This window comes from Nonomuraea sp. WAC 01424, assembly GCF_003947315.1.
Taxonomy (GTDB): domain Bacteria; phylum Actinomycetota; class Actinomycetes; order Streptosporangiales; family Streptosporangiaceae; genus Nonomuraea; species Nonomuraea spiralis.
In genome coordinates this window covers 394,370-419,800 of the sequence record NZ_QHHZ01000003.1, presented here as the reverse complement: position 1 = coordinate 419,800, position 25,431 = coordinate 394,370, and the positions used below count along the sequence as shown (strand labels likewise).

Genomic DNA, 25,431 nt, shown 5'->3' with positions numbered 1-25,431 from the left:
GGTGTCCGGTGTCTGGAGGGTCATTCCAGCACGGGTATCACCGGACGCCTGTCGGTCTCAATGTGATTGATGCGGGTGCGTCTCCGCGTGGAGCAGGAGCTGCTTGAGCAGGTTGTCCAGGATGCCCTGGTCATCGGGGGTGAGGGCGTTCACCATGTCCGTCTCCAGTACGGCCAGGACGGCCATGGCGTCCGTCCAGAGGTCGTGGCCTTTGGGGGTGAGTTCGATGTCCACGCGCCGGCGGTCTTCGGTGCTGCGGATGCGGCGTACGAGACCTGCTTTTTCCAGCGTGTCGAGGCGGCCGGTCATGCCGGCGGGGGAGAGCAGCAGCTCGGCGGCCAGTTCGGTGGGGGTGGCGGTGCCGTCGTGGGCCACGAGCCGGTGGAGCGTCTGGAACTCGAAGTCCTGCAGCCCCGTCTGGGTCAGCGCGGCCGCCTTCGCGTGGGCCAGGTGTTTCACCAGCGACTGCATGCGGGTCACGATCGCCTCCACCCGCTCGTCGAAGGGGGCCTTGCCGCGCCAGCGGGCCAGATGACGATCGACGGAGTCCTCCACGAGACCAGATCATACGTCGGCTAGTAATTTGTTGACGAATTATTCGCTGACGAAATACCTTGGCGGTCATGTCGTATTCGTCGCTTGCCGGGGCCAGGAACCGGCTACTGGTCGGGCGCTGTATGTCCGCGCTCGCCACGGCCATGATCCCCACCACGCTGACGCTCGCGGTGTTGCGGGCCACGGGGTCGGGGGAGGCGCTGGGGGTTGTGCTGGCCTGTGAGATGGTTCCGCTGCTGTTGTTGCTGCCGGTCGGGGGCGTGCTGGCCGACCGGGTCCGGCCCGAACGGGTCGCGCTGCTCGCCGACCTGACGCGGTGCCTGGCTCAGGGGGTCATGGCGGTCGAGTTGCTGGTCGGGGTGGATCGGGTGCTCGATCTCGCCGTGTTGTCGGCCGTCGCGGGGGCGGCGATCGCGTTCGGCAGTCCTGCCGTACCACGGCTGGTGGTGGCGGTGGTGCCGGGGTCGGACAGGTTGCGGGTGAACGCCCGGATCGGGGTGGCGACCAGCGTGTCGGCGGTGCTCGGGCCGGCCCTCGCCGGGACGCTCACGCTGGCCGCCGGGCCCGGGTGGGCGGCCGGGCTCACGGCGATGTTGTTCGCCTGCTCGGCGCTGACCCTCGGTGGGGTCCGCACAGCCGGCGCAAGGGTGACGGTTGGCGGGAAAGCCGGCACGGCTCCCGGGAGGGTGGCGCCTGGCGGGAAGGCCGGCGCCGCCGAAGGGGTGGCGGTTGGTGAGAAGGCCGGCGCCTCCGAAGGGGTGGCGGTCGGTGGGAGGGCTGGGTTCTGGAGGGAGTTGGGGGAAGGGGTCGGGGAGGTCAGGGGGCGGCCGTGGTTCCTGGTCTGTGTGCTGGGGCACGGTGTGTGGCACTTCATGGCCGGGTTGTTCCTCACGCTGGGGCCGGTGGCGGCGGTTCAGCGGCTCGGAGGTGAGGCCGGCTGGATGATCATCGTGCAGAGCGGCACGGTCGGGCTGGTCATCGGGGTGCTGGCCGCGCCGAGGTTGCCGATCCGGCGGCCGCTGGTCGCCGTTCAGGTGGGGGCGGCCTGTTATCTGCTGCCCATGGTGGCGTTGCCGGCGGCGGTGGGGTTCGGGCTGCCGGTCGTGGTGGTGGCCGCCGCGTACTTCGTGGCCATGGTGGGGCTCGGGGTGCTCAGTCCGCTGTGGGAGACGGTGGTGGCCGAGGAGATCCCGGAGGGGGCGCTGGGGCGGGTGCGGTCGTTCGACCAGCTCATCTCGTTCGCGGCGCGGCCGTTCGGGCTGGCGGTCGCGGCGCCGCTGGCGGGCGCGGTCGGGATGGCGGCGCTGATGGTGACGGGTGGGGTGCTGGTCGCCGTCGCCAACCTCGCGGCGGTGGTCCGCTCGCCCAGGACCGCGCCCCCTCGGACCGCCGGGGACCTGGACCGGGTGACGGTCCGACGGCACGACTGAGGAAGGGGGCGAGCGGCCAAGGCGGGTGGGGGCCAGGGGAGGGCCAAGGCGGGTGGGGGCCAGGGGGAGGGCCAAGGCGGGTGGGGGCTGGGGGCGGTGGGTCAGGTCAGGGCGGGTTCGCGGACGACGCCGTCGCTGATCTCCAGGACCCGGTCCGCCAGTGTGATCAGGCTCGGGTCGTGGGTGGCGACCAGCGCCGTCACCCCTTCACTCCGTACGAGCGCCCGCAGCAGCTCCATGATCTGCCGCCCGGTCTGCGAGTCGAGCTGTCCCGTCGGCTCGTCGGCCACCAGCAGCCTGGGCCGGTTGGCCAGGGAACGGGCGATCGCCACCCGCTGCCGCTGCCCGCCCGACAACTCGTACGGCCGCTGGTTCACGTGCTGCTCCAGCCCCACGAGCGCGAGCAGCAGCCGTACGCGCTCCTCCCGCTCGGCGGACGGCACGCGGGCCAGCCGCATCGGCACCCCCACGTTCTCGGCCGCCGACAACACGGGGATCAGCCCGAAGGACTGGAACACGAACCCCACCACGTCCCGGCGCAGCGCCAGCAGGGCGTCCTCGGACATGGACGTGACCTCGTGCCCGTCCACGACCACCCGCCCGGCGTCGGGCCGGTCCAGCCCGCCGATCTGGTTGAGCAGCGTGGTCTTGCCCGACCCCGAACGCCCCCGTACCGCCACCAGCTCCCCGGGGAACACCTCGAAGGACACCTCGTGCAGCGCGACGACCTCCTTGGGCCCGCTGCGGTAGACCTTGCGGACCCCCTCCACCACGACCAGGGGCTCATTGCTCATGGGAGGGCTCCTCTCGGGCGGGCCAAACGCCGATGTGGTCGGATTCGAGTTCGAGGCGCACCCGGCGTTCCATGTCCAGGGCGTTCATGAAGTCGCGGGGGAGCTGCAGGCGGCCCACGCGGTCCAGCACGGCGTACTCCTCGGCGACGATCTGCCCCTCGGCGCCCTCGCGCCGCAGCGTCTCGCTGCTGGTACGGCCGTCGCGGATGCCCACGGTGCGGTCCACCTGCTCCGAGACCAGCGGGTCGTGGGTCACGATGACCACGGTCACGCCGAGCTCCCGGTTCGCCTTGCGCAGGGAGTCGAACACCTGCTCCGACGTCTCGCTGTCCAGCTCGCCGGTCGGTTCGTCGGCCAGGATGAGCTGGGGCTCGTTGGCCAGGGCGACGGCGATGGCGACCCGCTGCTGCTCGCCGCCCGACATCTCGGGGGTGCGGCGGTCGGCGCAGTATCCGACGCCGAGCAGTTCCAGCAGCTCGCCGGCGCGGGCGCGGCCCGCCCGGCCGCCGCCGGCCAGCTTCATGGGCAGCTCGACGTTCTCCCTGGCGGTCAGGTACGGCAGCAGGTTGCGCGCGGTCTGCTGCCAGATGAAGCCCACGACGGAACGCCGGTAGCGCAGCCGGTCCTTGGCCGTCATCGCCAGCAGGTCCGTACCCGCGACCCTGGCCACCCCCGCGGTCGGCACGTCGAGCCCCGACAGCACGTTGAGCAGCGTGGACTTGCCCGATCCGGACGCGCCGACGATGGCGACCAGCTCGCCCTTGTCGATCACCAGGTCGAGGCCCTGAAGGGCGACGACCTCGACGCCCTCGGTCTTGTAGATCCGGACGAGGTTGTCGCAGACGATGTGCGCGTCGCCGCCGAACGCGCTCTTCTTCTCCGCGGCCTTGGCTTCCAGCTCTGACAGGGTCGGGTTCATGTGAGGTCCCCCACTCGAAGGACGGCGCCGAGGCTGCGACGACGGCTGATGGCGGTGTGCGCGTACGCGCCGAGCACGGCCACGACGGCCAGCCCGGTCGCCAGCGCGGTCGGCGTGACGAGGTCTAGGGAGTAGTCGCCGACGGGCAGGTCGCCGGCGTAGGAGGACAGGTCCACGCCCGGCCCGAGCGCCTCTGGCAGCCCGAGGCCGAGCAGGAGCCCGGCCAGCGCGGTCAGCAGGATCATCGGCATGATCTCCAGGACGGTGAGCCGCTGCGCCTGCCGGTCCGACAACCCGAGCGTACGCAGGAACGACAGCGCCCTGGCCCGGTCGGCGGCCCCGATCACCAGCGAGAGGATGACGGCGACCAGCGCGTACGCGGCCAGCGCGACCGTGACCACCACCAGCGTGGTGCGGACCGTGCTGGTCAGCGGGTCGTCCTGGATGGCGGCCAGCGCCAGCGTCTGCGACTCCACCGTGCCCAGCGGGACCATCCGGCGCAGCTCGTCGACGGCGGGGTTGCCGCGGATGAGCAGCGTGTTCACGGCGGGGCGCACGAGCTGGTCCAGCGGCATGACGATGAACTTGCCCTGGCTGTAGAAGCCGGGCACGGAGGTGATCACGCCGCTCTCGGGCAGCTTGAGCCGCGACTGCCAGCCGATCTCGTACGTGCCGCGCCCCTTCAGGTCGGGCGAGACGAAGGCGCCGCCCCCGGTGGGCACGCCGATGGGCGCGCCTCCCAGCAGCTGCCGCCACTCCGCCAGGTTCACCGCGATGGCCTCGGCGCGCTCGGCGCCGTAGCCGACCTGGACCCGGCCGGTCTGGGCGAGTACGACCTGCTCGACGCCCGCGACCTTGCGCACCCGGTCGATCACGTCGGCCGGGATCTCGATCCGCGACGTGATCTTGACCGGCGCGCCCACCTGCTGCCAGGACGCCAGCCGCTGCGTGCTCACCAGCCCGTCGGAGATCACCGCGGCGAACACCGACACGCCCAGCGCGGGCAGCAGGATCAGTACCGGCAGCACCGAGGCCGAGCGCGCCCTGGCCGCCCTGGTCAGTCCCAGGAACGGCACGGCGCCGGGCCGCCGCGCGGCCAGCCGTACGAGCAACCGCAGCGGGTACGGGTAGCAGCGCAGGATGACCACCGCCGCGGCCAGCGTCAACGCGATCGGCACCACCAGCAGGAACGGGTCGAACCCGGCGGAGGCGGCCAGCCCGCGGGTGCGCAGCAGGTAGGCCCCGGCCAGCGCGAGCACCACGACCAGCACCTCCAGCGTGAGCCGGCGGGCGGAGGGACGGGCGGTGGCGACGTCCTCGCGGCGCTCGTCCAGCGGGACGCGGTGCGCGAACGCCAGCCCGGCGGCGGCGAAGCCGACGGCTGCCGCCATGACCAGCAGCGGCCCGATGTGCACGACCGGCAACACGGGCCCGGGTACGAACCAGGACAAGGCGTACCCGACAAGCCCGGCGGGCACGACGGCGAGCGCGGTCAGCGCCGCCCCGGTGCCCGCGACCTGCCGCAGCGACCCGCCACGCGCCCGGGTCAGCGCCAGCGTGTGGTCGAGCCGGCCGGCCAGGAGCTGCACCGCCAGCACGATCACGCCGGCCGCCACCAGCAGCAGGCCGCCGAGCACCAGGTACATGACGGTTTGCGCGGTGGACTGGGCCGCCAAGAAGTCGGTCAGCAACTTGGGCAGCGCCGTCATCACCCGGTACGGGCTGAACGAGCCCGACGCCTGCAACCCGATCACGCGCTCGAACTCGCTGACCGCCGTGTTGAGGTCGCTAGTGGCCAGCGCGTCCGCCTTGTCGGGGGCGATGGGCAGCACCCAGTTGTAGGACAGGTTGCGCCCGTCGCCGCTGAGCACGGCCAGCCCGTCGTCGGACATGACCGTCGTGATGTGCTTCTCGAACTCCAGCTTGCCCGGCGGCAGGATCCGGGTGACGGAAAGGATGTCGGAGTTGTGGCTCCAGTAACGCTCGTTCGGGTTCTTGGCCCTGAACGCGCCGACCAGCCGCACCGCCACGTAGTGGCTCTCGCCGAGCACCTTGACCTGGCCGAGCCGCAGGTCCATCGCGGGCAGCGCGGACTCGACCAGGCCCACCTCGATCAGCGGGATCGTCTCGCCCTCGAAGCGCGTGGTGGAGGGCTTGCCCGGCGGCCGTCCCTGGACCCAGTCCACCCGCCGGTCGGCGTCGGACAGCCAGCCGAGGTTCATGAACATGGTCCCGCCCGAGCCCTGCAGCGGGGTGACCACGGTCTTGGCGCTCATGTGGCTGTCGCCCGTACCGGTGGGGACCACCAGGGGCCGCAGCGCCGGGGGCAGGAGCCTTCGCCAGCGCTGGTCCCTGGACTCGAACTGGCCGCGTTCGTTGAGGTCCTCCTCCTTCGACATCGACGCGACGGTCACGGTCAGGTCGGCCTGCTCCGCGGGAGCGGTCCGCAGCGCCTCGCGCAGCGCCTGGTCGAACGACGACTGCATCGCCCTGGGCAGCCCGGCGACGAGCAGGCAGGCGCTCAGCGTCAGCACGAAGAGCACGGCCACCGCGCCCAGGTGCGTCCGGGCCAGCAGCGGGATCCTCACTGTTCCTCCCGAAGGCCGAGACCCTGCCTGCGCAGGTTGCGGGCCAGCCCGGCGACGATGGCGAGCAGCTCCGCGGCCACTCCGGCGAGCATGGCGGCCGTGGCGCCCCACGGGATGTCCAGCACCACGCCCGGGGTGACCGCCGAGGCCTGCCCGGTCAGTACGATGTGCGGCACCACGAGCATGCCCACGACGACGGCGAGCCCGGTCCCGGCCGCCAGCGACAACCCGATCACGAACGTCTGCTCCATCGCCAGCATGCCGAACACCTGCCGCGAGCTCACGCCGAGCGCCCGCAGGATCGCGAACTCGTTCATCCGCTCGCGGGCCGCGACCGCCGCGTTGACCAGGAACCCGAGCGCCGCGAACACCAGCGCCGCGAAGAAGCCCAGCATCAGCGCCCCCTGCAGCCCGCTGGCCAGCGGGTCGTCCTGCAACTTGGTGGCCAGGGCGCGCTGGTCGAGCGCGGTGACGTCCCACGCGGGGCGGCCGGTGAGCGCCTGCGCCGCCCGGCCGTCGCCGGTGGCGAGCCACCATTCGGTGGCGGGCCTGGGCAGTTGCGCCGCGGCCAGATCCTGCGCCTGCATCGTCCCCCAGTCGGCCAGTACGGCATGTTGCCCCGCGGTGGTCGTCGGCATCGTCTCCACGACGGCCACGACCTTGACGTCCATGACCCTGCGGTCGATGCTGGCCCGTCCGACCTGGCCGACGCCCAGCTTGAGCGAGGTCGCCAGGTCGGCGGTGAGCACGACGGGCAGCGGCCCCTGGACGGGCGGCGACCCGAAGGCGGCCATGGCCGGCTGCCGGCCTGTCGCCTTCAGCGACACGGCCGGCACGGTCACCGGCTGCCCGTCCGCGCTGATCCCGGTCACCGTCAGGCTCGCGCTGCCCTCGGACGGCGCGCTCCCGACCAGCCCGCGCAGCGACAGCGGGTACGTGATCTTCCCGCTCCGCCCCGCCATCGCGGCCAGGTCCACGTCGATCGTGTTCTCGCCCGCCTTCAGCACGCCCAGCGACACGTCCCGCCAGACGCCCAGCGCGTCGGACAACACCAGCCGCAGCGGCAGGTCGGCGTCCGCCGTGGCCCGCAGGGTGAGCGCGGCGGGCCGTCCAGGCAGGTCCAGCTTGCCCGCCTGCGGCCCGGCCAGCGCGCGGGACATCTCGGCGACGGGCCGGTCCGACAGGTCGGGACGGAGCTGGAACAGTGTGTCGAGCTTGGCCGCGTCGATCCCGATCAGGACGGCGTTCTCGTTGCTGACCTCGGTCTGGCCGCGGAAGACGGGCGAGGCGGCGGTCACGCCGGGCAGCGCCGCGAACGCCGTGCCACGCCCGAACGGGCCCAGCTCCGGCGCGTCCGGCGGCCCGGACAGCCGCAGGTCGGCCCCGGCCTGGTGACGGGCCTGGTCGAGCTGGGAGCCGCGCCAGGTGGAGGAGGTGGCCATGGACACGATGCCGATGGCGATGGCCATGGTGAGCAGCAGCGCGGGGCCGGCGTACTTCAGTGGGCGCCTGCTGACCTGCCACGCGCCGAGCGCGGGGGCGAGGGTGGGCCGCCTGGAGGTCACCCGTTCGGCGACCGCGGAGATTCGCGGCACCAGGCGCAGGCCGAGCATGCCGCCGGTGAGCAGGGCCAGCGCGGGCCCGGAGATGATCAGCGGGTCGATGCCGAGCCCGCCGCCCGCGGTCGCGGTGACCGGCGCGCCGTAGTGCTGGAGCTGCCAGATCGCCAGCCCGGCCACGGCCAGCAGCGCCACGTCGGCGCCCGCCCGCTCGATCAGCCCGCGCCCGCCGCCGCGCCCGCGCGCCGACTGCTCCTCCACGTACGTGCGCCGCGCGCCCGCCAGCGCGGGCAGCACCAGCAGCACCGCCGAGGCCAGCGCCACCGCGCCCGACACCAGGAACGTGCCCAGGCCGACCGTGGGGTCGAGCCGCACGCCCGACGCCCTGATCCACGGGATCCGGTTCACCAGCCCGAGCAGCGGCGGCCCGAGGAACGGCGCGACGACCGCGCACGGGATCGCCACCAGCAGCGCCTCGCCGCCGGCCAGCGCGGCCAGCCGCATCGTGCCCGCGCCGCGCGAGCGCAGCAGCGCCACCTCCATGCGGCGGTGGTCGGCCAGCAGCCGCGCGGTGAGCATCAGCGCGTACGCCGCCAGCAGCAGCAGTTGCAGCACCGGGATCAGCATGGTCGAACGGGCCACCAGGGAGGCGGTGTCGAGCTGGGTGAGCATCTCGGGCAGGCGGCTGGTGGTCACGCAACTCGCGCAGCCGGCCGCCTTCAGGTGCGGGCCCACCTCACCGACCGCCGCGGCCAGCGGGCGAAGCTGGGCCGGCGTCAGAGCGCGCAGGTCGGGCTCGGCGGTCCAGGTGGCGTTCACGTTGGTGGCGAAGCGGCCGATGAACGTCTCGCGCGCGACCATCAGCGGTCCGTACGTGGTGAAGTCGCCGCGTTCGACGCCCCTGCTGAGCAGCTGCTCGCCGGTCCAGCGTTCGCCGAAGGGGTCGTCGAGCTGGAAGACGCCGGTGATGCGGACCTTGACGGGCTCCGGCGACAGGCGGCCCACGGTGGTCAGCTCCTGGCCGACCTTGAACCCGGCCGCCGAGGCCGCCGACAGCGAGACCGCCGCCTCCACCTGGCCGTCGGCCGCCTTGGGCCAGGCGCCGGAGACGAGCTTGGCGTGCTGGTCGAGGCCGTCGTAGCTGCCGAACCGCAGCAGCTCCGGCCGGTCCCTGCCCTCCTGGCCGGGCATGGCGTAGGAGTCGGAGTGGAAGCTCGTGGTGAGCGCGGGCGCCTTGGTGTACGCCTTGGTCAGCTCGGCGCGTACCGCCTGGTCGTAGACGGGGAACGTCTTGGCGGTGACCGGGGCGCTGATCGTCGCCGAGGTCTGGCGCAGGGAGGCGGTCTCCATCGTCCTGCGCACGCCGGCGTCGGCGATCGAGGAGGCGTACATGGTCAGCGCGACCAGCGTGGTGGTGGCGAGCAGGATCGAGCCGAACGCGGCGAGAAGGAGCAAAGGCTCGCTGAACGCCCGTTTGACGACCAACGGCCCCCGCATGTGTCCCCCTTCGTCCGTTTAGTGAACCCTCACGGAGAGGCGGACGAGGTGGCAAGGTGATCTTGTCAAGGGATGCGCAGCCGATACGCAGCAGCTATGCCCATGTGATATCGAAACTGTGACAAAACGCGCACAAAAACAAGAACGCCGCACCCCTAGGAAGGAGTGCGGCGTCGGTGCTCGCCGGTGGTGTTACTTGGCGGCCAGGGCGGCGGCCTGCTTGGCGATCGCAGACTTGCGGTTGGCGGCCTGGTTCCTGTGGATGACGCCCTTGCTGACGGCCTTGTCGAGCTGACGGGCGGCAACCCGCTGCAGCGCCGCCGCCTGCTCGACGTCGCCCTGCTCGGCGGCCTCGCGGAACTTGCGGACAGCCGTCTTCAGAGAGGACTTGACCGCCTTGTTGCGCAGACGCGCCTTCTCGTTCTGCTTGTTGCGCTTGATCTGGGACTTGATGTTCGCCACGAAGAAGCCTCGGTGAAAGTCTAAGGATGGATGGGGCGCGCGGGCTCGAGAGAGGGCGCGCCACACGCAAGTGAACAGGGTACCAATAACCCGGGCGGCTGCTCAAATCAACGCACCGGGTCTTCCCAGTTTAGGACAGCCAGCGGGTCATGTACTCCTTCCAGTCCTCTTCGGTGGCGGCGAAGTCGACGTACAGGGCCAGGCCGAAGCGGTCGCGGCGGCCGTGGTCCGACAGGGCCAGCCTGGCGCCCTCGGCGGCCATCGCCACGCTCTCGGCGGCGTCCAGCCAGGCCAGGCCGTGGTCGTGGTAGGCGGGGGCGCCGATGAACAGCGACTTGCCGGGCGGCACCAGTTCCAGGGCGAGCCCGGCCTGCCGGGCCACGTAGCCGCCGTAGAGGGACTGCGTGGGGGCGCCGGAGTCGTATGTCATGATCGCGACCTGGTCCACCCGGTTCACGACCTGCTGGAAGTAGCCCTGCGACCAGTACTTGTCGTGGCCGAGCGCGAGCCGGGCCGCCGGGCGCATGAGGGGATAGGGCTCGATCTGCGGGGTCGAGGTGGACAGCAGCCTCGTGTACTTGCGCGTCTCGTCCAGCAGGGCGAGGAACTCGGTGTCGCCGTCGCCGATCGGCTCGAAGTTGTAGTGGATGCCGTCGTAGCCGGCCTTCATGATGTCGGCCACACCGGCCAGGACGTTCGCGCGGGCGCGGGGGTCGTCGAGGTCGAGACCGTTCTTGACGGCCTGGCCGAGCCAGGCGGAGACGCGGACGGCTGGTAGGCGCTCATGCATCCATTTCACGAAATTTCCGGCGTTGGGATGCTTTGCCGGGTCGAGTCGGCCGTCCCACTCGAACGGACCGGAATGTACGTACACATCCTTGATGCCGGTGGTTCGCAGGCGTACGGCCAGTCGCTCCACATCCTGCTCCGTACGGCGGCCGTCCACCCAGGCGTGGCCGAGCCAGAGAGCGTCGTTGCCGGTGCTCTTCGCCCAGGCCGCCGGGGCACCGGTAAACTGGAGGCGGAGCGCGACGGCGAGGAGGCCGGCCAGCGCCACCACGACGGCCACGGCCAGCGCGACCAGGCGCAGGCCGCGGCGGATGACGGTCCGGAGAATCATCCGGGCATGTCACCATGAAAGACGCTTGACCTCAACCCTGTCGAAACGGACTTCGGTGCGCACTCAGCCTGGCCAGACCGACCCCGCGTTGATCCGCAACTTCTGCATCATCGCGCACATCGACCATGGCAAGTCGACCCTTGCCGACCGGATGCTGCAGATCACCGGTGTGGTCGACGAGCGCTCCATGCGCGCCCAATACCTCGACAGGATGGACATCGAGCGCGAACGCGGCATCACCATCAAGTCGCAGGCCGTGCGGCTGCCGTGGGACGGCCACGTCCTCAACATGATCGACACCCCCGGGCACGTCGACTTCACCTACGAGGTCTCCCGGTCGCTCCAGGCGTGCGAGGGCGCGATCCTGCTGGTCGACGCCGCGCAGGGCATCGAGGCGCAGACCCTGGCCAACCTCTACCTGGCCATGAACGCCGACCTGCACATCATCCCGGTCCTCAACAAGATCGACCTGCCCGCGGCCCAGCCGGAGAAGTTCGCCGAGGAGCTGGCCGGGCTGATCGGCTGCGACCCGTCCGACGTGCTCAAGGTGTCGGGCAAGACCGGCGTGGGCGTACGCGAGCTGCTCGACCACGTGGTGCAGAACGTCCCCGCGCCCGTGGGCGTGGCCGAGGCCCCCGCGCGTGCGCTGATCTTCGACTCCGTCTACGACACCTACCGCGGCGTCGTGACGTACGTCAGGGTCGTCGACGGCCACCTGGGCAAGCGCGAGCGCATCCTCATGATGTCCACCAACGCCACCCACGAGACGCTGGAGATCGGCGTCATCTCGCCCGAGCCCAAGCCCTCCGAGCGTGGCCTGGGCGTCGGTGAGGTGGGCTACCTGATCACCGGCGTGAAGGACGTGCGCCAGTCGCGCGTGGGTGACACCGTCACCTCCTCGGTCAAGTCGGCCAAGAACATGCTGGCCGGCTACGAGCACCCCAAGCCGATGGTGTTCTCCGGGCTCTACCCGATCGACGGCGACGAATATCCCGAGCTGCGCGAGGCGCTGGACAAGCTCCAGCTCAACGACGCCGCGCTGGTCTACGAGCCGGAGACCTCGGCCGCGCTGGGCTTCGGCTTCCGCGTCGGCTTCCTCGGCCTGCTGCACATGGAGATCGTGCGGGAGCGGCTGGAGCGCGAGTTCGGCCTGTCGCTGATCTCCACCGCGCCCAACGTGGTCTACCGCGTGGTCATGGAGGACGGCAAGGAGCTCACGGTCACCAACCCGTCGGAGTTCCCGACGGGCGGCAAGATCGCACAGGTCTTCGAGCCGGTCACCAAGTCCACCATCCTCGCGCCGGCCGAGTTCATCGGCGCGATCATGGAGATCTGTCAGGGCCGGCGCGGCCAGCTCCTCGGCATGGACTACCTGTCGGAGGACCGCGTCGAGATCCGCTACACGCTGCCGCTCGGCGAGATCATCTTCGACTTCTTCGACCAGCTCAAGTCGCGCACCCGCGGCTACGCCTCGCTCGACTACGAGCCCGCCGGCGAGCAGGAGGCCGAGCTGGTCAAGGTGGACATCCTGCTCCAGGGCGAGGCCGTCGACGCCTTCAGCGCGATCGTCCACAAGGACAAGGCCTACTCCTACGGCGTCGACATGGCCAAGAAGCTGCGCGAGCTGATCCCGCGCCAGCAGTTCGAGGTGCCGATCCAGGCCGCCATCGGCGCCCGGGTCATCGCCCGCGAGAACATCCGGGCCATCCGCAAGGACGTCCTGGCCAAGTGCTACGGCGGTGACATCTCCCGTAAGCGGAAGCTGCTGGAGAAGCAGAAGGAAGGCAAGAAGCGGATGAAGATGGTCGGCCGCGTCGAGGTGCCTCAGGAGGCATTCGTCGCCGCGCTGTCCACCGACTCCGGCGCCGCCGCCGACAAGACCAAGAAGTAACCCCGGAACGCCCGCGGACGCCTGAGCTGTCCGCGGGCGCTTCAGGCTCGGCACGGCACCGGCGCGGCCGTCCGCGGGTCCGTCAGGCCGGGTGGCGGGTTCGTCGGGTCGCCGCCGCGCGCCGGGGAGGTCATGGTCGTTCCTCCAGCCAGGCGTGCGGTTTGGCGGTGAGGTAGCGCAGGCCGTCCTCGCCGAGTTCCACCCAGTCACTGCGGGCCCAGCCGCCGGTGGTCTGGGGGGCGAACCCGTGCCGCCGGAACAGCGCCGACGCCTCCTGCTGGGTGAGGCCGCGACGGCCCCATTCGGCGATGACCCGAGCCGTACGTTCGGCCTCGCCCGCCTCCTCGTCCCCCAGCGCGGCGGCCAGCTCCTCCAGACCGCGCGCCATGAGCCGCAACGACGCCTGTACGCGGGCGATGTTCATCGACGCTCCTCATCGCTCTTCGATCGCTACCGATAGCCTAGCGATCGAAGAAGCTACCCTGAAGGTATGGAAGTGGTGCACACGGAACGGATGGTCCTCTCCCGGGTACGCCCGGAGGACCTCCAAGCCGTGCACGAGATCCACGCCGATCCACGGACGAACCTCTACAACTCCGCCGGCCCCACCGTCGACCTGGAGGCCAGCCGGGCCATGCTGGACCTGTGGCTGGCCGACTGGGACGAGACCGGGATCGGCTACTGGGCCGCCCGCCTGGCAGGGCAGTCGCGGGTGCTCGGCATCGGCGGGATCCGGCACGCCGCCATCGAGGGTACGGACGCCCTCCACCTCTACTACCGATTCCGCCCCGACGCCTGGGGCCACGGGTACGCGGTCGAGCTTGCCAGGGCGGCCCTGCGCGTCGGGCGCGGCCTCGGCACCGTCGTGGCGGTGATCGGCGACGCGAACGCGCCCTCCCGCCGGGTGGCCGAGAGGGCGGGGCTGCACAGAACGCGCACGATCCCGTACGGCGGCGTGCCGAGCGACCTCTACGTCGCCTGACCGCCCGAGGGCCGCAACCGCGCGTCCGGGCGTGATCTCGCGTCCGGGCGTGACCTCAGCAGGACGCCCGCCAGCGCCGCCAGGCCCGTCAGCGCCTGCGCCGCCAGGAACGCGCCCGCCTCGGCCGGTCCGGTGGCCAGCGCGACCAGCGCGGGCAGGGAGCCGATCAGCGCCAGGTCGGCGCCCGTCGCGGCCCACATCACCGGGCCGGTCGGGATCGCGCCGCCGGGGGTGTCGATGACCGGCATCGAATGGTCGACCGGGCCCCTCCTGGCGATCCGCAGCGCCCCGGCCGCGAGCGCAGGGGCGGCAAGCAGGCCGAACCACCACGATCCCGGCGGCAGGCCGCCCGCCGCCGCCACGCCGGCCAGGGCCAGGGCCGCCCACGTACCGCCCAGCAGCGCGGGCAGCAGCGCGCGCGCCGCGAGCGCCGGACGCCGGCCCACGCCGGTCAGGCGGGCCAGGGCGGGGTTGTCGGCGTCCCTGCGCGCGCCGGACGTGCCGGAGGCCGCCACGGCCAGCCCGCCGCCGAGCACGGCCAGCGCGAGCGCCACCGGAGCGCCGCCCGCCTGGGCGAACACCGCCGGCAACGCCGCGCTGGCGGCCGTCGCCGCCAGCCGCCAGGGCCTGCGGCCGAGCCGCACCCAGTCGGACCAGGCCAGCGCGAGTTGCGCGGGCAGGGCCGGCCAGCGCCGTGAACTGAGCCTCCTGGCCCGCCAGTGGTTGTCCTCGGCGATCCAGGTGAGCGCCCCCGGATCGAGGGTGACGGCCGCGTCGGCGACGTGACCGGCGCGGGTGGAGGCGGTCAGCAGCAGGCGGGTGGGGATGGTGGCCAGAGCCCCCCAGGCGCGACGGGCCAGGATCGCGGCGAGCGCGGCCATGGCCGACGCCGTGGCGGCGAGCGCGGGCAGGGGGGCGTTCGCGGCGGCGGCGAGCACCGTACGGGCCTGGCCGCTGACGGCCACCACAGCCAGTACGAGAAGCGCGGCCAGTACGCCGGTGAGCCAGACGTGCCACGTCTGGGACGCCTGGGAGAGCATCGCCAGCGCCATGCCCGCCACGCTCGCCGCCACGCCCAGCGCCAGTGCGCCGAGCAGCCGCCACACGAGGTCGCCGGGCGCGCCGAGCGCCGCGAGCAACCCCAGCCCCAGCAGCAGCCCCGCGACCAGGGCGACGACCATGAGCACCCGTCCCGTACGGCCCAGCAGGTGCCGCCGGTTCAGCGGCGACATCAGCAACCAGGACGCGTCCGCCGCCGGCATCATCACCGGCCCCGCCATCCGCGCGACGGCCAGGCAGCCCGCGAAGGCCAGCAGCGCCAGGGCGATCCCCGCGCCCGTACGGCCCGGCGCCACCGCCCCCTCCAGCCCCGCCAGCACCGTGGACAGCGGCTGCCCCAGGACGGCGGCCAGCATGCACAGGCCGAACACCGAGACGTAGCGATCGATCAGCCCGGCGGGAGCCCGGCCCCGCGCCCGTACGAACGCCCGCACACTCGGCACGCCCCCACCCGCTCCGGCCGCTTCGGGGTGCGTCATGCGGTCACCCCGGTGGGGGAGACCTGGCGGGCGGCCCCGGCGAGGGTCTCGTCGTGGGTGGCCATCACCACGGTGCCGCCCTCGTCGGCGTACTCCTCCAGGAGCCGCGCGAGGCGGACGCGGAAGTCGGCGTCGAGGCCGCGTTCGGGCTCGTCCAGCAGGAGCAGCGTGCTGGGCCTGAGCAGCGTGGCGGCCAGGCAGAGGCGCTGTCGCTGGCCCGTGGACAGGTTGAGCGGCGGCGCGTCGGCCCGTTCGGCCAGCGCGAACACCTCCAGCGCCGACTCGACCGTCATGCGCGCCTCGGCGTGCACCGCTCCCATGAGCTCCAGATGCTCGCGCGCCGTCAGCCCCGGATACCAGGCGGGCTCGTCGCCGAGCAGCGCGACGCTGCGCCAGAAGGTCGCGTCGTCGGCGGGCTCGGCGCCGAACACCCGCACCGTCCCGGACGTGGGGGGCTGGAGCCCGGCCAGGCAGCGCAGCAGTGTGGACTTGCCCGAGCCGTTCGGCCCCACCACCGCCACGATCTCGCCCTGCTCGACGGCCAGTTCCAGGTCGCGCAGCACCGGATTGGCCCCGAGTTCGACCGTGAGGCCCGCGACGTCGACGATCAAGCTGCTCATCGTTCGAGCGTAGCCACTCACCCGCCCACCCGCGCCGCGACGCCCGCCCACCCGCGCCGCCCGCAACGGCCGCCCACTCGCGGTTCGCCGATTCTGTCGGTGGCGATCGCTAGTTTTGCTGTTCCCGAACACCAGTGCTACTGGAGGGTGACGTGATTGCTTCTGAGCGATTCGAGCGTGCCGCTGTGCTGGGGGTGGCCGTGGCGGAGGAGACCAGGCGGTTGCTGCGGCTTCACCTGAGGCCCGCCGAGGTGGGCGGAGACGGCAAGGTGGTGGTCGACGTGCCCTATCCCGACGCGGCCGTGGTGACGGCGCTGCTCGACGTCGCGGCCGAGTGTTTCGGCGAACGCGGCGACTCGGTCGAGGAGACCAGGCAGGCGGCGCTGGAGACCCTGTTACAACTGGCCGAGCTCGACGCCGACTCCCAGCTCAACCGGAGGTGACGGGGAAACGCCGCGGACTTCTCCAGAAAGGCGGAAATATCGGTGCACTCCGCCCTTCTTTGTCGGTTACCGTCACGACATGCACATACTCTCCGTCAACGTCGGGACGTCGGTCGACGCCGAATGGGCCGGCAAACTCGGCCGTACGGCCATCGACAAGCAGCCGGTGGCCCATCGGGTGCAGGTGTTGCGCAACGGGCTCACCGGCGACCAACGGGCCGACACCCCCAACCACGGCGCCCCAAGCCAGGCCGTCTACGCCTATGCCCGCGAGGACTACGACTGGTGGCAGGGCGAGCTGGGCCGCGACCTGCGCCACGGCCGCTTCGGGGAGAACCTGACCACCGCCGGCCTCGACGTCAACGGCGCCTTCGTGGGCGAGCGGTGGCGCGTCGGCGGGGCCCTGCTGGAGGTGACCGGGCCGCGCACGCCGTGCGTGGTGTTCCGCAACTGGATGGACGAGCCGGGCTGGCTCAAGCGCTTCACCCGCGCGGCCGGGCCGGGGGCGTACCTGGCGGTGGTGGAACTGGGTGAGCTGGGCGCGGGCGACGAGGTGGAGATCGTCTCGCGGCCGGAGACCGGGATGACCGTGGCGGACGTCTTCCGCGCCCGCCACGGCGACGACGAGGCACTCGCCCGGATCCTCGCGGTCCCCGGGCACGACCCCGAATGGGACCGGATGGCCGAACGCACCGGCCGGGCAACCGCCTAGCCCGCCCCGCCCGCCTCCCGGGCAGAGCTCAGGGGCGGGCCGGAGGGGGCCGGTCAGCGCAGGACGGAGTACAGCGCCGAGGTGAGGGAGGCGCGGGCGTCGTCCTGGTCGATCGACCACATCATCGACCCGCCGAGCCCCTTGAGCCGGATGTAGGCCGCCTTCTCCAGCAGCGACGCCGGGTCGTCGTAGGACCAGAACTCGTTGCCGTCGTACAGCCACATCGCCCCGGTGCGCAGGTCGCGGTAGCGTTTGCCCGGCTTGGCCGCCAGGTCCTTGTAGTCCTCGGTGCCCGGCCCCCACTTGCCCGCCGCCGGCCCGGTCGCCGGCTGGTAGAGGCCGTTGCCGCCGCCGGTCACGCCGGTCCACCCCTGGCCGTACGCGGGCACGCCCACGACGATCTTGCGACCGGGCGCCCCGCGCGACAGGAAGTCGCGGACGGTCTGGTCCACGCTGTACTTCACCGGGTTCGGGTCGCGCCGGTCGGTGAACAGGTTCCCGTTGTGCCCGGTCCGCGGCTCCCACGTACCGTGCAGGTCGTATCCCTGGACGGTGGCGAAGTCGAGCGACCGGAACACGCGCCGCACCTCGAACCCGGCGTCGATCTTCACGGCGGCGGCCGGCAGGAACGCCGTGAGCTGGGAGCCCGCGGAGAAGGCCCGGAGCTGGGCACGCAGTTCCTCGACGAACAGCGTGAAGTTGCGCCGGTCCTCGGGCCTGATCACGTTCCCGTCGTTGCCCGCCGAGCCGGGCCACTCCCAGTCCAGGTCGATGCCGTCGAACACGCCGGCGCCCGTGCCCGGCTCCAGGCCGGGCAGGTTGCCGCGCAGCCACAGGTCCACGCACGACCGCGCCAGCGTGGCGCGGGACTCGGGGGTGAGCACGGCGTCGGAGAAGTACTTGGACCCGGTCCAGCCGCCCAGCGAGATGAGCACCTTGAGGCCGGGGTGCTTGGCCTTCAGCTTGCGCAGCTGGTTGAGGTTGCCGTTAAGCGCCTGGCCCGGCTGGTCGGCGACGCCGTCCACGCTCTGCTCGGCCGGTACGGGACGCTGCCAGTCGGCCCACGGGTCGGCCGAGTAGCAGGAGCCCTCGGCGTTGACGAAGCCGAAGGCGTAGTTGAGGTGGGTGAGCTTGGCGGCGGCGCCGCTGGCGTCCAGGTCCTTGACGTGGTAATTGCGGCCGTACACGCCCCACTGGATGAAATAGGCGACCCGTTTGAAGGGGGAGTGGGCCTCGGCGGGCACGGATACCGCCGTGAGCCCGAGTAAGAGCGAGAGTGCGAGGGCGATCTTCTTCACGGGCGCTCCTGGGGGGTGAACTTATAAGAAACTTTCCTATAAGTTGACGCGATCCTAAAACCGTCGCCCCACCCCGTCAACGACGCGCGCGACCTCCTCGGCGCTCGACAGCAGCTCCCACGCGCGTACCGGATCGCCGAACAGCGACAGCACCAGCTCGGCCACGAACGCCATGGTCGAGGCGGCCACGAGCAGGGCGGTGACGTGGTCCGCCGGCGGCCGCAGGAAGGCGTTCGTCCAGGAGGTGACCGGCTCGGCCATCGCCCACATACGCCGGACCGTGTCCCGCGCGAACGCCGCGTCGTACGGCCCGCCCGCCGCGATGGCGTCGGCCGCGATCCAGGCGCAGGCCGAGCCCAGGTTCGCGCCCTGCCCGGTGATCGGGTCGTTGGCGATCCAGGCGTCGCCGATCGCCAGCGCGACGCCGCCGCCGGGCAGCTCGGCCACCGCCTCGCGCACGACCGGCGTGATGGCGCCCTGGAGCAGGTCGTCCGGCCCGAGCAGCTCGAACGCGGCGGGATCGATCAGCTCGGCCAGGCGCGGCGCGTGCTCGGGGAGCAGGGCGAGCAGCGCCTGGCAGAACCCGGCGGCGGGCACCCGCGCCATCGCTTCGAGCGGCCCGCCCGGGATCGCCTCGACCAGGATGCCGGGCACCAGGCCCGCCCGCGTCATCATCGACATGCTCAGGATCTCGCCGCAGCCGGGCGAGATGTTGAAGCCGAACGCCGGGCCCGGGTCGAATCCGTGGAACAGCCCGGCGGCCAGGACGCGCTGCGGAGCCTCGTACGGCGACCAGGCCGGATCGCGCGGGAACAACTCGCTCACCGAGCGCCGCCCGGTGGCCACCACCATCAGCTCGTGCCCGCGCGACCAGCGCTCGACCCGTTCCGCGTCCGGCGGGACGGGATCGACGACCAGGAGGCCGCCCCTGGCCGTGTAGTCGTCCATGAGCGCCGGCAGCAGCAGCCGGAAGTCGACCGCGTGGAACGGCTCCGCCACGCGGGCGGTGAACTCCAGCGGCGGATCCCCCTTGATCGAGAGCCTGCCGCTGCTCAGCAGGCAGCCGGGGTCGAGGAAGTGCAAGCTGCCCAGCTCCCGTTCATGGGCCTGCGCGCGGGCCATCCTGCCGACGGTGTTCGGCAGCCGTCCCCGGCCCAGGCCGGCCGCGTCGCCCTCGCTGTAGAGCGTGGTCGCGACGCCGAGCTGCTGCAGCCGCAGGGCCAGGGTCAGCCCCGAGATCCCCGCGCCCACGATTCCGATGCCCGTCATGTGCCGCCTCCTTCGATGGCTCGGAGCACCCCCGTGAGCAGGCACACTGGATGACGTGCCATCCACCCTGCCCGACGGAGACCCGGCGCCCGCATCCGGCGAGCTGCCCGGCAGCGCGCTGCGCGGCCTCGGCGAGCGTCCGTTCGGCTTCTACGTGCACGTGCCCTTCTGCGTGACCCGCTGCGGCTACTGCGATTTCAACACCTACACGGCCTCTGAGCTAGGCCCCGGAGCCTCCCACCGCGACTACGCCGACACGGTCGTCGAGGAGGTGCGCCTCGCGCGGCGTGTGCTCGGCGACGCCGAGCTGCCCGTGGAGACGGTGTTCTTCGGCGGGGGCACCCCCACGTTGCTGCCCCCGGAGGACCTGTCGCGCATCCTCGCCGCGATCGACGCCGAGTTCGGGCTGCGGCCGGGCGCCGAGGTCACCACCGAGGCCAACCCCGAGTCCGTCGACCCGGCCTACCTCGACAAGCTCCGCCAGGGCGGCTTCAACCGGGTGAGCTTCGGCATGCAGAGCGCGCGCGAGCACGTGCTCCGGGTGCTCGACCGTACACACACGCCGGGCCGGCCGGCGCGGGCCGTGCAGGAGGCGCGGGCGGCCGGGTTCGAGCACGTCAACCTCGACCTGATCTACAGCACGCCGGGTGAGAGCGACGACGACTGGCGGGCCTCGCTGGCCGCCGCGATCGAGGCCGGGCCCGACCACGTGTCGGCGTACTCGCTGATCGTGGAGGACGGCACCCGGCTGGCGGCCAGGATCCGGCGCGGCGAGCTGCCGATGCCCGACGACGACGTGGCCGCCGACCGTTACCTGATCGCCGAGGAGATGCTGACCGAGGCCGGTTTCTCCTGGTACGAGGTGTCCAACTGGGCGACGTCCGAGCAGGCCCGCTGCCGGCACAACCTGCTCTACTGGACCGGCGGCGACTGGTGGGCGGCCGGTCCCGGCGCCCACAGCCACGTCGGCGGCACCCGCTGGTGGAACGTCAAGCATCCCGCCGCCTACGCCCAGCGCCTGGCGGCGGGCACCTCGCCCGCCCACGCGCGCGAGGTGCTCTCCGACGCCGACCGGGCCGCCGAGCGGCTGATGCTGGAGCTGCGGCTGGTCTCGGGTTACCCGCTGGCCGAGGTGGCCCCCGGGGCGCGCACGTCCGTGGCGAGCGCGCTGGCCCGCGGGCTGCTGGAGCCCGAGCCGTTCAGGGCGGGACGGATGGTGCTCACCCTCAAGGGGCGGCTGCTGGCCGACGCCCTGATCACCGAGCTCATGTGATGAGGCGGATGGCGAACGGGTAGCGGTAGTTCTCGCCCCGGTTGGTGGCGAGGGCCGCCTGGATGTGGAAGATCAGCGACACGATCCACACGAGCGGGAGCAGCAGCAGGCCGATCAGCACGACCGTCAGCACGCCCGCGATCATGTAACCGATGAACATGGTGATCTGGAAGTTCAGGGCTTCGGCGGCCTGGTCCCTGACGTAGGGGGACTCGTCCTTCTTCATCAGGTAGATGATCAGCGGGCCGACCCACGAGACCAGCAGGCCCAGCAGGTGGGAGAGCATCGCCATCGTCGTGTCGTCGCTGCCGGGGCGCGGGCCGAACCTGCCGGGCACGTACGGCCCGGCGGCGGGGTAGCCGTAGCCGGGGGGCTGGCCGTAGCCGGGCGGCGGGGGGACGTGCCGGGGCGGGGGCGGCATGGAACCGGGCGGCGGGCCGTAGTCGGGCCGGGAGCCCGGCTGCTGTCCGTAGCCGAGCTGGGGGCCGGAGCCCTGGCCGCCGGGTACGTCCGAGGGCGGGGGTTGGCGGGGGGAGTCGTCGGCGGGCGGCGGTTGCGGATCCTGGCTCATGTTGCCTCCGTAACGAAGTCGATCAGTTCCTCGACCCGGCCGAGCAGTTCCGGCTCCAGGTCGGCGTAGGACGAGACGGAGCCCAAGATGCGCCGCCAGGCGTCCGCGGGCTCCATGCGCCAGCCCAGCGCGGCCAGCACGCCCTCCTTCCACGGCACCCCGCGCGGCACGTCGGGCCAGGCCGGGATGCGCAACACAGACGGTTTGACCGCCTGCCAGACGTCGATGTACGGGTGGCCCACGACGAGCACGTGCGGCGAGGTGATCCGCGCCGCGATCCGGCTCTCCTTGGACCCCGGCACCAGATGGTCGACCAGCACGCCCAGCCTGCGGCCCGGCTCGGGGGCGAACTCGGCCACGATGGCGGGCAGGTCGTCGACACCCTCCAGGTATTCGACCACGACCCCCTCGACGCGCAGGTCGTGGCCCCAGATCTTCTCCACGAGCGCGGCGTCGTGCACGCCCTCGACGTAGATCCGGCTCTCCTTGGCCACCCGGGCCCGCAGCCCCTCCACGGCGATGGACCCGGACGCGCTGCGCCGGGGCCCCGCCTGGGCCGCCGCGGGCGCCGGGCGCACCAGCGTCACGGGCCTGCCCTCCAGGAGGAACGCGGCCGGCGCCAGCGGGAACAGGCGGCGTTTGCCGAACCGGTCCTCAAGGGTGACGGCCTCCTTGTCGCAGGCCACCACGGCGCCGCAGAAGCCGCTGTCGGCGTCCTCCACGACCAGGTCGAGTTCGGCGGGCACCTTCGGGATCTTGCCCTTGCCCGGCCGCCGCCAATTGCCTGCCAGCACATCACCCTCGTACACACGGGGACCGTAGCAAATCACCCGCTGACCGCAAGGCGCTTACGCGCGCCGCTGCGCCGGACGAGGACGACGACGGTCCCCACGATGCCGATGAGCAGGCCGGCGCCGGGGATCAGGAACAGCGCGGCCACGCCGCCGAACATGCCGCCCGCGGCCGAGAGCACGTCACGGCCGACGCCGAAGCGGGCGGACGCCTGCTCCTGCGTGGCGCAGGTCAGCTGGTACTCGCCCTTGGCGGGCGCGTTGACCGCGAGGATCTCCTGCCAGGTGCTCCCACCGGCGCTGACCGTCTGGGTGCCGTTGACCTTGACGAGCTTGGCCTGGGCCGGGCCGCCGGAGATCTCGCACTGGTAGTTGACGCGCGTCCCGGTGGCGATGAAGACAGCCGGGCGCTCGGCGGGGTCGAGGGACACCTTCACGCTTTCGCCGGACGCGAACGTGGCCGTCGGGGCCATGTCGGAGACGCTGCTCAGCACACCGCCCGCGAACACGACCACGCCCACGACGCCCAGCACCACGGCGACGGCCCACACGACCGCGATCCACCACAGGCGCGGCTTGATCGCCTTGCCGTCGATCCTGGGCGGGAACTGGGGCTGTTGCCCGTACTGGCCGTACTGGTTGTACTGGGGTGGGGGGCCGTACTGGGGAGGAGGCTGCTGGTATTGGGGAGGCGGGCCGTACTGCTGGGGCTGGGCGTACTGGGGGTTCTGACCGTAGTAGGGACCCTGCCCCTGGGGCGGTCCGTACTGCGGGGGCTGGGAATTGTCGGTCATGCGGCAAGTGTGAGGCCTGTCGCTTGTAAGACGCTAGCAACAGGATGGGACCCGGTGTTATCGCACCTTGTGGGCGAGAGCCGTACACTTGGCACTCGGGAACACGGAGTGCTAGACCTGTCGTTTCCCTGTTAGGCAGAGGCAGGAGGTGAGCACGTGCTCGACGATCGGAAGCTTGCGGTGCTCCGCGCCATTGTCGAAGACTACGTGTCCACCAACGAACCGGTGGGCTCCAAGGCGCTGGCCGAGCGCCACAATCTGAAGGTCTCCCCGGCAACGGTCAGGAACGACATGGCCGCTCTGGAGGAGGAGGGGTACATCACCCAGCCGCACACCAGCGCGGGCCGCGTGCCGACGGACAAGGGCTATCGCCTGTTCGTCGACCGGCTCTCGCAGGTCAAGCCCCTGTCGGGGGCCGAGCGGCGGGCGATCGAGACCTTCCTCGTCGGCGCGGTCGACCTCGACGACGTGGTCTTCCGCACCGTGCGGCTGCTCGCGCAGCTCACCAGGCAGGTCGCGGTCGTGCAGTACCCGACGCTGACCCGCTCCACGGTCAGGCACGTCGAGCTGGTCCCGCTCAACGACCGGCGCGTCATGCTCGTGCTGATCACCAACACCGGGCGCGTCGAGCAGCGCGTGATCGAGCTGCCCGAGGTGGTGGAGGACGACCGCATCGCCCACCTGCGCGCGGTCCTCAACGCCTGCCTCGACGGCTGCGGGCTGAGCAACGTGCCCGAGCTGGTCGCCGACCTGCCCGAGCGGCTTCCCGTCGAGGATCGCCCCGCCGTGGCCACGATCCTGTCGGTGCTGCTCGAAACCCTCGTCGAACGCCACGATGAGAAGATCGTGTTCGCCGGCGCGGCCAATCTCGCGGGCGCCGACTTCGCCACCGGCCTGCGCGACGTGCTGGAGGCGCTGGAGGAGCAGGTCGTGCTCATGCGGCTGCTCGGCGAGACTTCCACAGACACCCCGTCCGCGCTCACCGTGCGCATCGGTTCGGAAAACCCCTACCTTCGGGGCACGTCCATCGTCGCAACCGGATACGGTTCTGGCGACAACCAACTGGCCCGGCTCGGCGTGCTGGGTCCCACGAGGATGGACTACCCCGTGACGATGGGCGCCGTACGCGCGGTGGCACGCTACGTCAGCCAGATCCTGGCTGCATCTTAAGAGGTCGATAAGTGGCAAACAGCGACTACTACGCCACCCTCGGGGTGCGCCGTGACGCCAGTCAGGACGAGATCAAGAAGGCTTACCGCCGCCTCGCCCGCGAGCTGCACCCCGACGTGAACCCCGATCCTGAGACCCAGGAGCGGTTCAAGGAGATCACGCAGGCCTACGAGGTGCTGTCCGACCCCAACAAGCGCCAGATGTACGACCTGGGCGGCGACCCCTTCGGCGGCGGCGCCGGTGCGGGCGCGGGCGCGGGAGGCTTCGGGGCCGGTTTCCCCTTCAGCGACATCATGGACGCCTTCTTCGGCACCGCGGGCGGCACGCGCGGGCCGCGTTCGCGCGCCAGGAGGGGCCGCAACGCCACCATCCGGGTCGAGCTCGACCTGCGCGAGACGGCGTTCGGCACCACCCGTGAGCTGGTCGTGGACACCGCCGTGTTGTGCGAGGTGTGCCACGGCGCCGGCGCGGCCCCCGGCACCCACCCCGACACCTGCGACATGTGCAACGGGCGCGGCGAGATCTCCCAGGTCACCCGTTCGTTCCTGGGCCAGGTCATGACCTCGCGGCCGTGTCCCCAGTGCGGCGGTTTCGGCAGCATCATCCGTCACCCCTGCCAGGAGTGCTCGGGCGACGGCCGGGTGCGCACCCGCCGTACGATCAAGGTCCGCATCCCCGCGGGCGTCGAGGACGGCACCCACATCCAGCTCGCCGGCGAGGCCGAGCTCGGCCCCGGCGGCGGCCCTCCCGGAGACCTCTTCCTGGAGATCGTCGAGCGCGCCCACGAGATCTTCGAGCGGCGCGGCGACGACCTCCACTGCACGGTCCAGATCCCGATGACGGCCGCCGCGCTCGGCACGATCCTCGCCGTGGAGACCCTCGACGGCTCCGAGGAGATCGACGTGCGCCCCGGCACCCAGTCCGGCCAGGTCATCACCATGTACGGGCGCGGCGTGCAGCGCCTCAACGAGTCCGGCAGGGGCGACCTGCTCATCCACGTCAACGTCGAGACCCCGCTGCGGCTCGACCAGCCGCAGGAGGACCTGCTGCGCGAGCTGTCCAGGCTGCGCGGCGAGGAGCGCCCGCCGGGCAAGTTCGCGCCCGGCCAGCAGGGTTTCTTCTCCCGCCTGCGTGACGCCTTCAACGGCAGGTGAC

General features: G+C 71.9%; 23 protein-coding genes. 8 read left to right on the top strand and 15 right to left on the bottom strand.

Annotated elements, in window-relative coordinates; all coding sequences use genetic code 11:
* Positions 1–57: 57 nt before the first annotated feature.
* On the bottom strand, positions 58–555 hold the full coding sequence (locus DMB42_RS11300; RefSeq protein WP_125633419.1) for a MarR family winged helix-turn-helix transcriptional regulator: 498 nt from the start codon (positions 553–555) through the stop codon (positions 58–60).
* Positions 556–623: 68 nt separating this feature from the next.
* Here DMB42_RS11300 and DMB42_RS11295 point away from each other — a divergent pair, with 68 nt between their 5' ends.
* Positions 624–1,985 carry an MFS transporter gene (locus tag DMB42_RS11295; RefSeq protein ID WP_125633417.1) on the top strand — a complete coding sequence of 454 codons (1,362 nt, stop codon included), beginning with the start codon at positions 624–626 and terminating at the stop codon, positions 1,983–1,985.
* A gap of 101 nt (positions 1,986–2,086) precedes the next feature.
* On the opposite strand, the gene DMB42_RS11290 is transcribed toward DMB42_RS11295, so the two are convergent.
* From DMB42_RS11290 to DMB42_RS11265, 6 genes are all read right to left on the bottom strand, one after another.
* Complete coding sequence (locus DMB42_RS11290; RefSeq protein WP_185844588.1) at positions 2,087–2,779, bottom strand: ABC transporter ATP-binding protein; 693 nt, start codon at positions 2,777–2,779, stop codon at positions 2,087–2,089.
* Positions 2,769–3,698, bottom strand: coding sequence for an ABC transporter ATP-binding protein (locus DMB42_RS11285; protein ID WP_125633415.1), 930 nt, complete (start codon positions 3,696–3,698; stop codon positions 2,769–2,771). Before DMB42_RS11285 ends, DMB42_RS11290 begins: the two co-directional genes overlap by 11 nt.
* The gene (locus DMB42_RS11280) at positions 3,695–6,286 is read right to left on the bottom strand and encodes an FtsX-like permease family protein (RefSeq protein ID WP_125633413.1); all 2,592 of its coding nucleotides are present in this window, start codon (positions 6,284–6,286) and stop codon (positions 3,695–3,697) included. Before DMB42_RS11280 ends, DMB42_RS11285 begins: the two co-directional genes overlap by 4 nt.
* Positions 6,283–9,342 carry an ABC transporter permease gene (locus tag DMB42_RS11275; protein WP_125633411.1) on the bottom strand — a complete coding sequence of 1,020 codons (3,060 nt, stop codon included), beginning with the start codon at positions 9,340–9,342 and terminating at the stop codon, positions 6,283–6,285. The genes DMB42_RS11280 and DMB42_RS11275 overlap by 4 nt, the downstream gene beginning before the upstream one ends.
* A gap of 192 nt (positions 9,343–9,534) precedes the next feature.
* The gene (gene rpsT, locus DMB42_RS11270; RefSeq protein WP_125633409.1) at positions 9,535–9,804 is read right to left on the bottom strand and encodes a 30S ribosomal protein S20; all 270 of its coding nucleotides are present in this window, start codon (positions 9,802–9,804) and stop codon (positions 9,535–9,537) included.
* Between the two features lie 130 nt (positions 9,805–9,934).
* Positions 9,935–10,924, bottom strand: a complete 990-nt coding sequence (locus tag DMB42_RS11265) for a hypothetical protein (RefSeq protein ID WP_125633407.1) — start codon at positions 10,922–10,924, stop codon at positions 9,935–9,937.
* Between the two features lie 55 nt (positions 10,925–10,979).
* Between DMB42_RS11265 and lepA the strand changes: the two genes are divergently transcribed.
* Positions 10,980–12,815 carry a translation elongation factor 4 gene (gene lepA, locus DMB42_RS11260; RefSeq protein WP_125633405.1) on the top strand — a complete coding sequence of 612 codons (1,836 nt, stop codon included), beginning with the start codon at positions 10,980–10,982 and terminating at the stop codon, positions 12,813–12,815.
* 130 nt (positions 12,816–12,945) lie between these two features.
* Here the strand turns inward: lepA and DMB42_RS11255 are convergent, their stop codons facing one another.
* The gene (locus DMB42_RS11255; RefSeq protein ID WP_125633403.1) at positions 12,946–13,239 is read right to left on the bottom strand and encodes a hypothetical protein; all 294 of its coding nucleotides are present in this window, start codon (positions 13,237–13,239) and stop codon (positions 12,946–12,948) included.
* 66 nt (positions 13,240–13,305) lie between these two features.
* On the opposite strand from DMB42_RS11255, the gene DMB42_RS11250 reads away from it, so the two are divergent.
* Positions 13,306–13,797, top strand: a complete 492-nt coding sequence (locus tag DMB42_RS11250) for a GNAT family N-acetyltransferase (protein WP_229824584.1) — start codon at positions 13,306–13,308, stop codon at positions 13,795–13,797.
* Here the strand turns inward: DMB42_RS11250 and DMB42_RS53095 are convergent.
* Together DMB42_RS53095 and ccmA are read right to left on the bottom strand one after the other, a co-directional pair.
* Positions 13,785–15,335: a DUF6297 family protein gene (locus DMB42_RS53095; protein WP_185844587.1), complete on the bottom strand. Its 1,551-nt coding sequence runs from the start codon at positions 15,333–15,335 to the stop codon at positions 13,785–13,787. The genes DMB42_RS11250 and DMB42_RS53095 overlap by 13 nt on opposite strands.
* On the bottom strand, positions 15,332–15,955 hold the full coding sequence (ccmA, locus tag DMB42_RS11240; RefSeq protein WP_125633401.1) for a heme ABC exporter ATP-binding protein CcmA: 624 nt from the start codon (positions 15,953–15,955) through the stop codon (positions 15,332–15,334). The genes DMB42_RS53095 and ccmA overlap by 4 nt, the downstream gene beginning before the upstream one ends.
* Before the next feature lie 152 nt (positions 15,956–16,107).
* Here ccmA and DMB42_RS11235 point away from each other — a divergent pair, with 152 nt between their 5' ends.
* Together DMB42_RS11235 and DMB42_RS11230 are read left to right on the top strand one after the other, a co-directional pair.
* Positions 16,108–16,398: a hypothetical protein gene (locus DMB42_RS11235; protein WP_125633399.1), complete on the top strand. Its 291-nt coding sequence runs from the start codon at positions 16,108–16,110 to the stop codon at positions 16,396–16,398.
* A 79-nt stretch (positions 16,399–16,477) separates the two neighbouring features.
* Positions 16,478–17,110: an MOSC domain-containing protein gene (locus DMB42_RS11230; protein WP_125633397.1), complete on the top strand. Its 633-nt coding sequence runs from the start codon at positions 16,478–16,480 to the stop codon at positions 17,108–17,110.
* Positions 17,111–17,163: 53 nt separating this feature from the next.
* Here the strand turns inward: DMB42_RS11230 and DMB42_RS11225 are convergent, their stop codons facing one another.
* Both DMB42_RS11225 and DMB42_RS11220 read right to left on the bottom strand, forming a co-directional pair.
* Positions 17,164–18,408 carry a glycoside hydrolase family 18 protein gene (locus DMB42_RS11225; RefSeq protein ID WP_125633395.1) on the bottom strand — a complete coding sequence of 415 codons (1,245 nt, stop codon included), beginning with the start codon at positions 18,406–18,408 and terminating at the stop codon, positions 17,164–17,166.
* A gap of 54 nt (positions 18,409–18,462) precedes the next feature.
* A complete protein-coding gene (locus DMB42_RS11220; RefSeq protein WP_125633393.1) occupies positions 18,463–19,677 on the bottom strand; it encodes a styrene monooxygenase/indole monooxygenase family protein in 1,215 nt (404 codons plus the stop codon).
* 55 nt (positions 19,678–19,732) lie between these two features.
* Here DMB42_RS11220 and hemW point away from each other — a divergent pair, with 55 nt between their 5' ends.
* Positions 19,733–20,950 (top strand): radical SAM family heme chaperone HemW, encoded by a 1,218-nt coding sequence (gene hemW / locus DMB42_RS11215; protein WP_125633391.1) that lies wholly within the window; start codon positions 19,733–19,735, stop codon positions 20,948–20,950.
* Here the strand turns inward: hemW and DMB42_RS11210 are convergent.
* From DMB42_RS11210 to DMB42_RS11200, 3 genes are read right to left on the bottom strand one after another with little or no spacing between them, the layout of a single operon-like run.
* Positions 20,943–21,521, bottom strand: coding sequence for a DUF4870 domain-containing protein (locus DMB42_RS11210; RefSeq protein WP_125633389.1), 579 nt, complete (start codon positions 21,519–21,521; stop codon positions 20,943–20,945). The genes hemW and DMB42_RS11210 overlap by 8 nt on opposite strands.
* A complete protein-coding gene (locus tag DMB42_RS11205) occupies positions 21,518–22,330 on the bottom strand; it encodes a DUF3097 domain-containing protein (protein ID WP_125633387.1) in 813 nt (270 codons plus the stop codon). Before DMB42_RS11205 ends, DMB42_RS11210 begins: the two co-directional genes overlap by 4 nt.
* Before the next feature lie 17 nt (positions 22,331–22,347).
* Positions 22,348–23,106 (bottom strand): hypothetical protein, encoded by a 759-nt coding sequence (locus tag DMB42_RS11200; RefSeq protein ID WP_260477623.1) that lies wholly within the window; start codon positions 23,104–23,106, stop codon positions 22,348–22,350.
* Between the two features lie 156 nt (positions 23,107–23,262).
* Here DMB42_RS11200 and hrcA point away from each other — a divergent pair, with 156 nt between their 5' ends.
* Both hrcA and dnaJ read left to right on the top strand, forming a co-directional pair.
* Positions 23,263–24,276: a heat-inducible transcriptional repressor HrcA gene (gene hrcA / locus DMB42_RS11195; protein ID WP_125633385.1), complete on the top strand. Its 1,014-nt coding sequence runs from the start codon at positions 23,263–23,265 to the stop codon at positions 24,274–24,276.
* A gap of 11 nt (positions 24,277–24,287) precedes the next feature.
* A complete protein-coding gene (dnaJ, locus tag DMB42_RS11190; RefSeq protein WP_125633383.1) occupies positions 24,288–25,430 on the top strand; it encodes a molecular chaperone DnaJ in 1,143 nt (380 codons plus the stop codon).
* The last annotated feature ends 1 nt before the right edge of the window (position 25,431 follow it).

Excerpts from the sequence above, each read along its gene's own strand:
- DMB42_RS11295 (WP_125633417.1), top strand. The coding sequence starts at position 624 with ATGTCGTATTCGTCGCTTGCCGGGGCCAGGAACCGGCTACTGGTCGGG.
- DMB42_RS11290 (WP_185844588.1), bottom strand. The coding sequence starts at position 2,779 with ATGAGCAATGAGCCCCTGGTCGTGGTGGAGGGGGTCCGCAAGGTCTAC.
- DMB42_RS11285 (WP_125633415.1), bottom strand. The coding sequence starts at position 3,698 with ATGAACCCGACCCTGTCAGAGCTGGAAGCCAAGGCCGCGGAGAAGAAG.
- DMB42_RS11275 (WP_125633411.1), bottom strand. The coding sequence starts at position 9,342 with ATGCGGGGGCCGTTGGTCGTCAAACGGGCGTTCAGCGAGCCTTTGCTC.
- DMB42_RS11265 (WP_125633407.1), bottom strand. The coding sequence starts at position 10,924 with ATGATTCTCCGGACCGTCATCCGCCGCGGCCTGCGCCTGGTCGCGCTG.
- DMB42_RS11255 (WP_125633403.1), bottom strand. The coding sequence starts at position 13,239 with ATGAACATCGCCCGCGTACAGGCGTCGTTGCGGCTCATGGCGCGCGGT.
- DMB42_RS11250 (WP_229824584.1), top strand. The coding sequence starts at position 13,306 with ATGGAAGTGGTGCACACGGAACGGATGGTCCTCTCCCGGGTACGCCCG.
- DMB42_RS53095 (WP_185844587.1), bottom strand. The coding sequence starts at position 15,335 with ATGACGCACCCCGAAGCGGCCGGAGCGGGTGGGGGCGTGCCGAGTGTG.
- ccmA (WP_125633401.1), bottom strand. The coding sequence starts at position 15,955 with ATGAGCAGCTTGATCGTCGACGTCGCGGGCCTCACGGTCGAACTCGGG.
- DMB42_RS11230 (WP_125633397.1), top strand. The coding sequence starts at position 16,478 with ATGCACATACTCTCCGTCAACGTCGGGACGTCGGTCGACGCCGAATGG.
- DMB42_RS11220 (WP_125633393.1), bottom strand. The coding sequence starts at position 19,677 with ATGACGGGCATCGGAATCGTGGGCGCGGGGATCTCGGGGCTGACCCTG.
- DMB42_RS11210 (WP_125633389.1), bottom strand. The coding sequence starts at position 21,521 with ATGAGCCAGGATCCGCAACCGCCGCCCGCCGACGACTCCCCCCGCCAA.
- DMB42_RS11200 (WP_260477623.1), bottom strand. The coding sequence starts at position 23,106 with ATGACCGACAATTCCCAGCCCCCGCAGTACGGACCGCCCCAGGGGCAG.